Genomic DNA, 12,328 nt, shown 5'->3' on the forward strand with positions numbered 1-12,328 from the left:
AGGATCAGGACAAGTAGGTCAGCCATGCCCGAAATCAGCTATCGCCGGAGATGTGCCTGCAAGGGACCCAAGCTCGCCCCCGACGGCACGCCACTGGTCAAGGACGACGGCACCCCGCAGACGCGACAGCTCGGCGCCCAGTGCCCGGACCTCCAGAAGAAGAACCACGGCCGCTGGTACTTCCAGATCGAACTCGAACCCGACGCCGCCGGCGAACGCCAGCGCGTACGACGCGGCGGCTTCCGCACGAAGACCAAAGCCGAAGAGGAAGCCGAGAGAGTCTGGAAGGACGCCCAGCAAGGCGTCGACGTCCAGTCCGACGAAACGGTCGCCGAGTACCTGACCCGCTGGATTGAGAGCAAGCGGGCCCTGGCACGCACCACGGCCGAGGGCTACCAGGAGCACATCGACCTCTACCTCATCCCGCATCTGGGCCGCTACCGGTTGCGCGACCTGCGCGTCCACCACCTGGACGCGATGTACGACGCGATCAAGCGAGAGAACGCCGAACGGCTCCTGCACCACGCCCGCGTCGAGGAAGCCAAGCACACCGCCGCCACCACAAAACAGGTGTGGCAGAACTCGATGCTCAACACCCCACAGGGCTCACCGCTCCGCCGCGACCTCCGCCGTACATTCCTTGCGGCCAACGCGGCCCTCAAGGCCGTCCGTAAGGGCCTTCGGAAGATCACCGGAGCCGCCACCCAGCACCGGATCAACAACACGCTCAGCTCGGCCCTCAGCAGCGCCGTCGACCGGCAGTTGATCACCCGGAACTGGGCCGCGCTCGTCGAGCTGCCTCCCGCCAAGCGCCCGAAGGCCCTGGTGTGGACCGCCGAACGGGTAGAGCAGTGGCTCAAGACGGGTGAACGTCCCTCGCCCGTCATGGTGTGGACGCCCGAGCAGACCGGTCGCTTCTTGGACCTGACGGTCCCCGACCGCCTCTACCCGCTCTGGCACGTCTTTGTCTTCCTCGGCCTCCGACGCGGCGAAGCCTGCGCCCTGACCTGGTCCGAGATCAACCTGGACGCCGGCTGGCTCCGTATCTCCGCACAGATAGTCGAGGTGGCGTACGTCACCTACGCCGAAGAACCCAAAGCCGACAGCGTCCGGACCATCTTCCTCAGCGACGAGACGATCGCCGTCCTACGCGAGTGGAAGGAAGAGCAGGAGCGCGAGAGGGCCGCCCTAGAGGCTGAAGGCGCCTGGGTCGAGACAGGCCGCGTCTTCACCCAGGAGAACGGCGAGGCCTACCACCCGGACTGGTTCTCCCGCCGCTTCAAGCGCCTGGTCGAGGTCTACGAGCTCCCGACCATCCGCCTGCACGACCTCCGCCACGGATCCGCAACCCTCGCCCTCCTCGCCGGCACCGACATCAAGGTCGTCCAGGAGCGCCTGGGTCACTCCTCCCGCCAGATCACCTCGGATACGTACACGAGCGTCGTGCCCCAGCTGATGCGCGCGGAGGCCGAAGCCACCGTGTCCATCGTCCCGCGTGCCACCAAGCCCACACGTCCCATCCCGGCAGAGCCTGTCGAGGCGGCCGAGACCCCGGCCGCACCGGACTCACCCGCAGCACTGGAGGCTTTGCCGCCCGCACCGGTGCCCGCGCAGGTCCCTCAGCAGCGCCCGGCAGCAGCAGCTCGGGCCACACCGCCGGTCCCACAGGTGATGTTCCTGGCACCCGCCTAGTCTCTCGGCCCCACCTTGGCCCCACCAGCCGAGTTTGAAGAAGACCGAAGGGCCGCCGCATCGGAATGTGGCGGCCCTTCGGTCTACAAAGATGCAGGTCAGAACGTTTCTGCACCTATGCCGCGTGGTGGGGCGGGTGGGACTCGAACCCACGGCCGACGGATTATGAGTCCGCTGCTCTAACCGGCTGAGCTACCGCCCCGTTCACGGCGCGTCGCGCACAACTGTGCGCGCCGTCTGCCGCAGCATAGCCGCTCATACGATCTGCTGCCCCGGTGGGTCCGTATCGTGTGATCGGTCTGACCATGAGGACTTCGATCACGCACGTCCGGTTCCCGGTTCCGGGGTGTTCCGGCATGAAAAAAGGACCCCGAGGGGTCCTGATCTCATGGCTCCTCCAACTGGACTCGAACCAGTAACCTGCCGATTAACAGTCGGCTGCTCTGCCAATTGAGCTATAGAGGATCGCGCTCCCCCGACTGGACTCGAACCAGTAACCTGCCGGTTAACAGCCGGCTGCTCTGCCAATTGAGCTACAGGGGATTGTCGCGTTTGCCTCGAATGCTCGCCCGACCGGTCTCCCGGGCGGCGTGCGCTCGCTGCGAGACATACATTAGCGCAAGCAGGGGGGTGCTCCGCCAATCGGTATGCCCGCCGAGCCCGGGAGTGACCTTCGGTCCGGCCGGGTAGGCGGCTGGCGGCGGGATCCGCGGACCAACGGAAGGACGGGCGCGATGCGCTACCGGCTGACCTTCATCACCGGCGCGGCTGTCGGGTACGTGCTCGGCGCGCGCGCCGGGCGCGAGCGCTACGAGGAGCTGCGCAAGGGCGCGCGGCGGATCGCGCAGAACCCGGCGGTGCGCAACACCGCCGAGACCGCCGCGGTGAACGGCCGGGCGCTGGTCACCCGGACCTTCGACAAGGTGGGGGACCGGCTGCCCGGCTCCGTCGGGGAGCGGATCCGCTCCCTCCGCGAGCGGGGCCAGGGCGTCGACGACGACTGGGGCACGAGCAACACCTGACACACACCCCCGAATGGCCCGTCCGGATGCCGGCGGGGCCAAAAGGTTTGGCATCATCTCGGCATGGGCATAGTCGCGGGGTTGGGCAGTTCCTCCGAGGGCACGAGCGTCGTCGTCTGCGACGCGGAGTCGGGAGCGGTGCTACGGCAGGGCTACGCGCCCCATCCGGCGTCCGCTCCGGAGGGTGACCCGCAGGCGTGGCTGATCTCGCTGGGCGAGGCGGCCACCGGCGGAGTGCTGGAGGGCGTCCAGGCCATCGGCGTCGCCGCGCAGCAGCACGGGCTGCTGACGCTGGACGCGGGCGGCGTCCTCGTCCGCCCCGCCCTCCTCGGCAACGACAAGCGCGTCCAGTCCGCCGCCGCCGAGCTGACCGACGCCCTGGGCGGCCGGGCCGCGTGGGCGGAGGCCGTGGGCTCGGTGCCGCAGGCCGGGCAGCCCCTGGCGAAGCTGCGCTGGCTGGCCCGCAACGAGCCGGAGTCCGCGGCCCGGGTGGCCGCGGTCCTCCAGCCGCACGACTGGCTGGTCTGGCAGCTGCTGGGCCGCCCCCTGCGGCGTACGACGGACCGCGGCGACGCCTCCGGCACCGGCTTCTGGTCGGCGGCCACCGGCGAGTGGCGGCCCGATCTGGTGGAGCTGGCCCTGGGCCGCCAGGCGACGCTCCCGGACGTGCTGGGGCCCGCCGAGCCGGCCGGGCACACCCCCGAGGGCCTGCTGATCTCCGCCGGCACGGGCGAGACGATGGCGGCGGCCTTCGGGCTGGGCGTGGGGCCGGGCGACGCGGTGGTCTCGCTGGGCGCCTCGGGCTCCGTCTTCGCCGTCCACCACTCCGCGCTCGCGGACGGGACCGGCACCATCACGTCCTTCGCCGACGCGACCGGCATGCACCTGCCCGTCGTCCACACGCTCAACGCCGTGCGGGTCCTGCGCGGCACCGCCGAGATGCTCGGCACGGACCTGCCGGGCCTCTCCGAGCTCGCCCTGCGCTCCTCCGCCGGCTCCTACGGGCTGGTGCTGCTGCCGTACCTGGAGGGCGAGCGGACCCCGCACCTGCCCCACACGGCGGGCACGCTGGCCGGTCTGCGGCGCGAGAGCATGAAGCCCGAGCATCTGGCCCGGGCGGCCTTCGAGGGCATGCTGTGCGGCCTCACGGACGCCCTGGACGTGCTGCGCGGGCGCGGCGTCGAGGTGCGCCGGGTGTTCCTGCTGGGCGCGGCGGCCGAGCTGCCGGCCGTGCAGGCGATCGCACCGTCGCTGTTCGGGGCGCAGGTCGTCGTGCCGCAGCCGGCCGACTACGCGGCGCTGGGCGCGGCCCGGCAGGCGGCCTGGGCGCTGGGCGTCCAGCAGGGCGTGCTGTCCCCGCAGCAGCCCCCGCTGTGGCCCGCGGCGGCCAGTCAGGTCTTCGACATGGCGGGCGAGGACCTGGCGGTCGGGCAGGCGGTGCGCCAGCAGTACGCGACGGTGCGCGAACAGACCCACCCCGGGGCCTTCGACGCCGTCCAGTGACGGCTCAGTCGAGGTAGCCGCGCAACTGGTCCGCGAAGGCGTGGTCGCGCAGCTTGTTGAGGGTCTTGGACTCGATCTGCCGGATGCGCTCGCGCGTCACGCCGAAGATCCGGCCGATCTCCTCCAGGGTGCGCGGCCGGCCGTCGACGAGCCCGTAGCGGAGCTGGACGACCTTGCGCTCGCGTTCGCCGAGGGTGGAGAGCACGGCCTCCAGGTGCTCGCGCAGCAGCAGGAAGGCGGCCGACTCCACGGGCGAGGCGGCGTCGCCGTCCTCGATGAGGTCGCCGAGGGCGACGTCGTCCTCCTCGCCGACGGGCGCGTGCAGCGACACCGGTTCCTGGGCCAGCCGCAGGACCTCGCTGACGCGCTCCTCGGACAGGTCGAGGGTGACGGCCACCTCCTCGGCGGTGGGCTCGTAGCCGCGCTCCTGGAGCATGCGGCGCTGGACGCGCACCACCCGGTTGATCAGCTCGACGACGTGGACGGGGACGCGGATGGTGCGGGCCTGGTCGGCCAGCGCCCGGGACATCGCCTGGCGGATCCACCACGTCGCGTACGTCGAGAACTTGTAGCCGCGCGCGTAGTCGAACTTCTCAACGGCCCTGATGAGACCGAGGTTTCCCTCCTGGACGAGGTCGAGCATCGTCAGCCCGCGGCCGATGTAGCGCTTGGCGACGGAGACGACGAGGCGCAGATTCGCCTCGATGAGACGGCGTTTGGCCATCCTGCCGAGGACGACCAGCCGGTCGAGGTCGAGGGCGAGCTGGGTGTCGAGGTCGGGGGTGCTGCCGAGCTTCTCCTCGGCGAACAGGCCCGCCTCGACCCGGCGGGCGAGCTCCACCTCCTCGGCGGCGGAGAGCAGCGGGATCCGGCCGATCTCCCTCAGGTACTGGCGGAAGAGGTCGGAGGAGGGGCCGCTGGTGTCGGCCCGTGCGGCCCGTTCGGGGACCGGCTCCGGGGCGGGATCGTCGGGGAGGGCCAGGGTCTCGGACGCTGGTGGCTCGGCCTGCTGGGGCACCGCCTGTAGCGGGTGGGCCGGGGCCTTCAGGGTCGGGGTCCGGGTCTGCACGGGGGCGACCTCCAGGTGATCGCTGCTGAGGCGGCAGAACGAGCGGCTGGACGTGCGGCTGGGCGTACGGCGGAACGGTCGGGCGCGGCGGCGGCCGGGGAGCCGGCGCGGCGTCGGACATCGGGGGGATTCCGGTCCGGCACACCGGACCTGCCGCGCTCCGGGCCCCCTTGAGGCACCGCCCACCAGTGTGGGGCACGGAGCGTGCCCGCCACGAGGGGCGTGCGCTCACTTTCTGAGCGCGGATCGTGACGGGGTGCTTACGGTGACGGCCTGCGCCGCGCTTCCGGCGGAGCGCTAGAGCGCCGCCGCCCCGCGGTCCTTCAGGGCCCGCCCGTACTGCTCGAGCACCCACAGCTCGTTCTGGACGGCGGCGAGGTGCTCCGGGTCCGGGCGGTCGCCGAGGCGGACCAGACCCGCCTGGACGTCCTTGATGCGCCGCTCGACGGCCCGCAGCCGCACCTGTACGAGCTGGACCCCCGCGTACCCCTCGTCGACGGTCTTGGCGCGGATCGCCTCGACGGCGAGCTCGGTCACCAGGGCCCGGACGGTGTCGTCGGGCGCCGCGTCGCGCACCTTCGTGAGGTAGCCCGCGTCGGCGTGGGTGACGCCCCCGGCCGCCTCGACGGCGCGGCGCACGAGCACGTACGGCGCGGCGGTGAACTCGTCCTCGCCGTACGCGTCGAAGGCCGGGGCCACCAGGTGGGGGTGCTGGAGCGCGAGCTTGAGCAGCTCGCGCTCGGTGAGCGCGGCCGGGCTGCGCAGATTGAGCGCGGGCCCGCGCTGTGCCTGCGGCGCCGGCGCGTGCGCCTGCCGGCCTGCCGTGACGGACGACTGCGGCGCACCGGAGGCCCGCCCGGCGGGGGCACCCTGTGCCGTCCTGCCTGCGCCGCGCTCACGCGCCCAGCGGGCGAGCTGCCCCACCCGCATGACAACGAACTGCGTGTCGAGGATGCCCAGGAGACCGGCCAGCCGCACACCGTACTGGTGGCGGATGGAACTGTCCTTGATGTTGGCGACAATCGGGGCGGCCGCCTCCAGCGCAGCCGCCTGGCCCTCGGGCGTATGGACGTCGTGCCGGGCGACGGTGGAGCGGATGGCGAAGTCGAAGAGGGGTGTGCTCTCCTCGACGAGGCGCCGCACGGCCTCATCGCCCTGGTCGAGACGCAGCTCGCATGGGTCCATGCCCCCCGGGCTGACGGCGATATTCGTGCTCGCGGCGAACTTCTGGTCGTCCTCGAAGGCACGCAGGGCGGCCCGCTGTCCCGCAGCATCCCCATCGAACGTGAAGATCACCTTCGCGCCGGAGTTGTCCATCAACAGCCGGCGAAGAATTTTCACATGGTCGCCCGCGAAAGCGGTGCCGCAGGTGGCGATGGCGGTGGTGACGCCGGCCAGGTGGCAGGCCATGACGTCGGTGTAGCCCTCGACGACGACGGCGCGGTTGGTCTTCGCGATGTCCTTCTTGGCGAGGTCGATGCCGTAGAGGACGTGCGACTTCTTGTAGATCGCCGTCTCGGGGGTGTTGAGGTACTTCGGGCCGTTGTCGTCGTCGCGGAGCTTGCGGGCGCCGAAGCCGATGACCTCGCCGGTGATGTCGCGGATGGGCCACATCAGGCGGCCGCGGAAGCGGTCGATGGGCTTGCCGCTGCGGCTGTCCTGGGCGAGGCCGGAGAGCAGCAGCTCCTTGTCGGAGAAGCCCTTGCCGCGCAGGAAGCGGGTGAGGTGGTCCCAGCCGGCCGGGCTGTAGCCGACGCCGAAGTGCTCGGCGGCGGCCTGGTCGAAGCCGCGGCCCGCCAGGAACTTCCGGCCGATCTCGGCCTCGGGGCTCGCCAGCTGGTCCGCGTAGAACCGGGCGGCGATCTTGTGGGCCTCGACGAGGCGGATGCGCTCGCCCTGCTGGCGGCCCGGGGTGTAGCCGCCCTCCTCGTAGCGCAGGGTGATGCCGGCCTGGGAGGCCAGCCGCTCGATGGTCTCGGCGAAGGAGAGGTGGTCGATCTTCATGACGAAGTCGACGGTGTCCCCGCCCTCCTGACAGCCGAAGCAGTAGAAGAGCCCCTTGGCGGGGCTGACCTGGAAGGACGGGGACTTCTCGTCGTGGAAGGGGCAGAGGCCCTTGAGGTTGCCGCCGCCCGCGTTGCGCAACTGGAGGTACTCGGACACGACGGCGTCGATCGGGATCGCGTCCCGGACCGCCTTCACGTCGTCATCGTTGATCCTGCCTGCCACGCGGTGAATTCTACGGCCGGGCGACGGCGGCGCGGGCCCGCTCGGCTACGGAACGAAGGACCGCAGGGGCACGGAGGGGTCGGCGAGGGCGTCGGGGTCGGGGCGGGCACCGGCGCGGATGAGTTTCTGGATGTCCTCGGTGACGTCCCACACATTGACGTTCATCCCGGCGAGGACCCGGCCCTCGGCGAGCCAGAAGGCGATGAACTCGCGCTTTCCGACGTCGCCCCGGCAGACGACCTGGTCGTAGGAGCCCGGCGGGGCGTAGCCGGAGTACTCCATGCCGACGTCGTACTGGTCGGAGAAGAAGTAGGGCACCCGGTCGTAGGTGACCTCCCGGCCGAGCATGGCGCGGGCGGCGGCGGGGCCCTCGTTCAGGGCGTTGGCCCAGTGCTCGACGCGCAGCCGGGTGCCCAGCCAGGGGTGCTCGGCGGCGGCGACGTCGCCCGCGGCGTAGATGTCGGGGTCGGAGGTGCGCAGGGAGGCGTCGACGGCGATGCCGCCGCCGTCGGCGCGGTCGACGAGGGCGAGGCCGGCGGCCTCGGCGAGGGCGGTGCGGGGGGCGGCGCCGATGGCGGCGAGGACGTCGTGGGCGGGGTGCTCCTCGCCGTCGTCGGTGCGGGCGGCCAGGACCATGCCGTCGTGGCCGGCGATCTCGGCGAGGCGGGCGCCGAAGTGGAAGCGGACGCCGTGCTCGGCGTGGAGGTCGGTGAAGAGCTGGCCGAGCTCGGGGCCGAGGACGGTGTGGAGCGGGGTGGGCTCGGGCTCGACGACGGTGACCTCGGCGCCGTAGCCGCGGGCGGCGGCGGCGACCTCCAGGCCGATCCAGCCGGCTCCGGCGATCACGAGGTGGCCGTTGTCGCGGCCGAGGGAGGACAGCACGCCGCGCAGCCGCTCGGCGTGGGCGAGGCGGCGCAGGTGGTGGACGCCGGCGAGGCCGGTGCCGGGGATGTCGAGGCGGCGGGGCTCGGCGCCGGTGGCCAGCAGCAGCTTGTCGTAGTGGACGAGGGTGCCGTCGCCCAGGCGCACGGTTTTGGCCGCCCGGTCGAGGTGGACGGCGGGCTGGCCGAGATGGAGCTCGACGTCGGCTTTGGCGTACCAGTCGGGCTTGTGGACGAAGACGCTGTCCCGGGCGTCGCGGCCCGTGAGGTACCCCTTGGAGAGCGGCGGCCGCTCGTAGGGGTGCTCGCGTTCGTCGCAGATGAGGATCACCCGGCCGGTGAATCCCTCCTGCCGGAGGGTCTCCGCCGCCTTGGCGCCGGCCAGTCCCCCTCCGACGATGACGAACGTCTGGTTCGCGTCCACCACTTGCTGCCTCCTCGCTGCCGCCGTGCCACGCCGTGCGTGGTACGGCCATCGGGTCTCACGTCCGCGGGCCGTGCCTCCGGGCGGACCGCGCCACCGCGGAAGGCGCCACCGCCGAGCGTGCCGTACCCCGCGTGCCGCCGGTAGAGGGAGTACCCCGGACGGGGCGGCCCCCGCAAGGGGTCGGGCGGGTCACGACCCGGGCCGGCCGGCCCCGGCGCCGCCGACGAGCCGGGCGTGGAGGGAGCGGGCGGAGCTGTCGGTGAGGGCGGCGATCTGGTCGACGACCGCGCGCAGCCGCCCGGCGTCGTCCTTCGCCTCGGTCCACAGGGAGTGGAACTGCGGGTCGAGGCCGTCGGGGGCGCGGGCCACGAGCGCCTCGGCCAGTTCGGCGATGACGACGCGCTGTTCGGCGCGGAGCTTCTCCTGGTCCTCGCGCTGCATCACATAGCGGTCGGCGACGGCCTTGAGCACGGCGCACTCCAGCCGGGTGCCCCGGGGGACGACCAGCTCGGCCCGGTAGCGGGTGAGCCGACCGGGCCCGTGGGCGGCCCGGGTGGCCTCCTCCGCCGCCAGGCAGAAACGACCGATGAGCTGGCTCGTCGCGTCCTTCAGACGGGCCTGGGAGACGGCCGAGCCGTCGTAGCCGTGCGGCCACCACTCCTGCTCCAGGAGCCGGTCGAGGGCGTCGGAGAGCTCGTCGGGGGCGGCGCCCGGGGCGTAGCGGCCGGCGGCGACGGCGAAGATCTCCCGGCGTTCGGACTCGGCGTGGAGGACGTGGGGGTCGAGGTGGCCGGCGTGGAGGCCGTCCTCGACGTCGTGCACCGAGTAGGCGACGTCGTCCGCCCAGTCCATGACCTGGGCCTCGAAGCTGCGGCGGTGGCCGGGGGCGCCCTGGCGCAGCCAGGTGAAGACGGGGGTGTCGTCGGTGTAGACGCCGAACTTCGGGGAGCCCGGGTCGGTGGGGTGGGCGCCCTGCGGCCAGGGGTACTTGGTGGCGGCGTCCAGGGCGGCGCGCGTCAGGTTGAGGCCGACGCTGACGAGTTCGCCGGTGGTGGGGACGGTGACGAAGCGCTTGGGCTCCAGGCGGGTGAGCAGGCGCAGCGACTGGGCGTTGCCCTCGAAACCGCCGCAGGGACCGGCGACTTCGTTGAGCGCCTGCTCGCCGTTGTGGCCGAAGGGCGGGTGGCCGAGGTCGTGGGCGAGGCAGGCGACCTCGACCAGGTCGGGGTCGCAGCCGAGGGCGGCGCCCAGCTCCCGGCCGACCTGGGCGCACTCCAGGGAGTGCGTCAGCCGGGTGCGGGGGCTGGCGTCCCAGGCGCGGGCGCTGGTGCCGGGCGTGACCACCTGGGTCTTGCCGGCCAGTCGGCGCAGGGCCGCCGAGTGCAGCACCCTCGCCCGGTCGCGCTGGAAGGCGGTGCGGCCCGGCCGTTTGTCGGGCTCGGGCGCCCACCGCTCCAGGTCGGCCGGGTCGTAGCCGGCGATGCCGTTCTGCTCTGTCACGGGCCCTGCTGCGCTGCCGTTCATACCCCCGACGGTAGCCCCAGGGTGTGACAGCAGCGATGCGTCCCGCCGGCGGTGCGGGGGCGCCCCGGGAACCTTCGGCTCCACCGCGACGTTGGCGCTTCGCGATACGGGGGAGGTCCATATGGGTGTGACGAGCGGTACGGGGCTGCGCGCGGCGCGCTGGCGGCTGCCCACGACCGTCGCCGGCCGGCGACGGGTGGTGCGGGGTGTGATGGCGGCCTGTGTGCTGGCGCTCCTGCCCGTCACCTGGGTGCACGCGGCGGGCACGCCCCGGGTGCGGACCGCCCGTGACGTCCCTGATGCCCCGGTCGCCATGGTCTTCGGCGCGGGCCTGTGGGACGGCAAGCCCTCCCCGTACCTGGCCCACCGCCTCGACACGGCGGCGGGCCTGTACCGCGCGGGCAAGGTCCGGGTGCTGCTGGTGACGGGCGACAACAGCCGCGACGACTACGACGAACCGGACGCGATGCGCGCCTACCTGACGAAGCGCGGGGTGCCCGACGACCGGATCGTCAGCGACTTCGCCGGTTTCGACACCTGGGACTCGTGCGCCCGCGCCAAGCGGGTCTTCGGGGTGGACCGGGCGGTCCTCGTCAGCCAGGACTTCCACATACGGCGCGCGGTGGCGCTGTGCGGGGCGGCCGGCATCGACGCGTACGGGGTGGGGGCGGGCGAGAAGCACGACGTCACCTGGCTGGCGGGCGGGGCCCGCGAGGTCCTCGCCGCGGGCAAGGCCGCGCTGGACGCGGTCGTCCGGCCCAGCCCGGCCTTCCTGGGCCCGCACGAGCCGGGCGTCGAGCGGGCCCTGGAGACGGCGGGGCGGTAGGCCGTACGGCCTCCGGCCCGGTCAGTGGAGCTGGACCACCAGGTCCAGGGGCTTCCGGTCCGCGGTGTACATCCGCACCAGCAGCTGATCGCGGTCGTTGATCGCCTCGATGTCGGCCGGCATGCCGCCGTCGGGCACGTCCAGCAGTTCGTCGAGGCGGTGCGGGCCGCCGTGCGGGTCCCACACCACGGGCACGGTGCGGTAGTCGGTGGCCGACGTGTGGACGGTGCCGGTGATCCAGCCCCGGCTGTTGACCCCGGTGGCTTCTCCGCCGAACCCCAGGTCCGTCAGCTCCCGCGGCTCCGCGGGGCCGTCCCAGCGCGTCGGGGTGGCTCGTCCGTCGGAGCCCGGGCGCTGCTGCCCGCCCACGAGCACGTCCCGGTCGCTCACTCCCCTCGCCCAGGTCCGCGAGGTGTGTCCCGGGGTGGGCGCGTAGGTCTCGACGCTGCCGTCGGGGTGCCAGGCGGCGGCGGTGTTCCCGCTGCTGCCGACGATCAGGCCCGCGTCGTTCACGGCCATGGCGGTGGTGCCCTCGCCCGCCGCGCCCAGCAGCTGGAAGCCCCCGCCGGGGGTCCACCGGTAGGACATGTAGACGGGCTGGGGACGGCGGGGGTCGAGCCGGACGAGGTGGTACGCCGTGAGCAGCACGGTGCCGTCCTCGCCGATCCGGGGCGAGCCGTAGAGCACCGCCGCCTGGCCGGGGGGAATCCCGATCCTGGTCACGGAGCCGTCGGCGGCCCACAGGATCAGGCCGTCCGTGTGGTGCGCGCCCACGACCCGGCCGTCGTCCGTGAGGTCGGAGGGAGCGGCGTCCGGCACCTTCTGGAGCGCCCGGCGCTCCCCCGTCGTCGCGTTCCACACCATCTGGTCGCCCTGCTTGGTCGTGAACGCGACCTCGCCGTGTCTGTTGACGGCGGGGGCGGCGGACTCCCCCTCGAGCGTGCCGACCACCCGCGCGTGGACGCGCTTGCCCGCGTCGTCCTCCGCCCGGGCGGTGCCGGTCGGTATCAGCAGTCCCAGCAGCGCCGCCGTGACGACGGCGGCGGGTCTCCAGCTCCTCGACATGGTTGTCCCCCTGTCCGGCCTTTTCGGCTACGAAGAAGGACACCGTGCTCGAACACCGGCCCGGTCCGCCCCCGGAACGCCGTCACTGGC

At 72.7% G+C, this 12,328-nt stretch carries 8 protein-coding genes, 3 tRNA genes and 1 pseudogene; 4 read left to right on the top strand and 8 right to left on the bottom strand.

Annotated features, from left to right (window positions below; genetic code table 11):
• The first annotated feature begins 24 nt into the window (after positions 1-24).
• Positions 25-1,692 (top strand): tyrosine-type recombinase/integrase, encoded by a 1,668-nt coding sequence (locus tag ACX9I7_RS01295; protein ID WP_459386248.1) that lies wholly within the window; start codon positions 25-27, stop codon positions 1,690-1,692.
• 125 nt (positions 1,693-1,817) lie between these two features.
• Here the strand turns inward: ACX9I7_RS01295 and ACX9I7_RS01300 are convergent.
• The 3 genes from ACX9I7_RS01300 to ACX9I7_RS01310 form a co-directional block, all read right to left on the bottom strand.
• A tRNA-Ile gene (locus ACX9I7_RS01300) sits at positions 1,818-1,894 on the bottom strand.
• Positions 1,895-2,081: 187 nt separating this feature from the next.
• A tRNA-Asn gene (locus ACX9I7_RS01305) sits at positions 2,082-2,157 on the bottom strand.
• A gap of 5 nt (positions 2,158-2,162) precedes the next feature.
• Positions 2,163-2,235, bottom strand: a tRNA-Asn gene (locus ACX9I7_RS01310).
• Between the two features lie 191 nt (positions 2,236-2,426).
• On the opposite strand from ACX9I7_RS01310, the gene ACX9I7_RS01315 reads away from it, so the two are divergent.
• Both ACX9I7_RS01315 and ACX9I7_RS01320 read left to right on the top strand, forming a co-directional pair.
• Positions 2,427-2,714: a YtxH domain-containing protein gene (locus ACX9I7_RS01315; RefSeq protein WP_358630916.1), complete on the top strand. Its 288-nt coding sequence runs from the start codon at positions 2,427-2,429 to the stop codon at positions 2,712-2,714.
• Positions 2,715-2,777: 63 nt separating this feature from the next.
• On the top strand, positions 2,778-4,217 hold the full coding sequence (locus ACX9I7_RS01320) for an FGGY family carbohydrate kinase (RefSeq protein ID WP_387576025.1): 1,440 nt from the start codon (positions 2,778-2,780) through the stop codon (positions 4,215-4,217).
• A gap of 4 nt (positions 4,218-4,221) precedes the next feature.
• Here ACX9I7_RS01320 and ACX9I7_RS01325 read toward each other — a convergent pair.
• The 4 genes and pseudogenes from ACX9I7_RS01325 to ACX9I7_RS01340 form a co-directional block, all read right to left on the bottom strand.
• Positions 4,222-5,394 (bottom strand): annotated as a pseudogene (locus ACX9I7_RS01325) (RNA polymerase sigma factor); the annotation flags it as partial.
• 189 nt (positions 5,395-5,583) lie between these two features.
• A complete protein-coding gene (dnaG, locus tag ACX9I7_RS01330) occupies positions 5,584-7,515 on the bottom strand; it encodes a DNA primase (RefSeq protein WP_387576023.1) in 1,932 nt (643 codons plus the stop codon).
• A 45-nt stretch (positions 7,516-7,560) separates the two neighbouring features.
• Positions 7,561-8,823 carry an NAD(P)/FAD-dependent oxidoreductase gene (locus tag ACX9I7_RS01335; protein ID WP_387576021.1) on the bottom strand — a complete coding sequence of 421 codons (1,263 nt, stop codon included), beginning with the start codon at positions 8,821-8,823 and terminating at the stop codon, positions 7,561-7,563.
• Positions 8,824-9,012: 189 nt separating this feature from the next.
• Complete coding sequence (locus tag ACX9I7_RS01340) at positions 9,013-10,347, bottom strand: deoxyguanosinetriphosphate triphosphohydrolase (RefSeq protein WP_387576019.1); 1,335 nt, start codon at positions 10,345-10,347, stop codon at positions 9,013-9,015.
• A 121-nt stretch (positions 10,348-10,468) separates the two neighbouring features.
• On the opposite strand from ACX9I7_RS01340, the gene ACX9I7_RS01345 reads away from it, so the two are divergent.
• A complete protein-coding gene (locus tag ACX9I7_RS01345; RefSeq protein ID WP_459386249.1) occupies positions 10,469-11,173 on the top strand; it encodes a SanA/YdcF family protein in 705 nt (234 codons plus the stop codon).
• A 21-nt stretch (positions 11,174-11,194) separates the two neighbouring features.
• Here ACX9I7_RS01345 and ACX9I7_RS01350 read toward each other — a convergent pair whose 3' ends face one another.
• Entirely contained in the window at positions 11,195-12,238 is a 1,044-nt protein-coding gene (locus ACX9I7_RS01350) for a hypothetical protein (RefSeq protein ID WP_459386250.1), read from the bottom strand.
• Positions 12,239-12,328: the final 90 nt, after the last annotated feature.

The organism is Streptomyces sp. L500, from assembly GCF_054551825.1.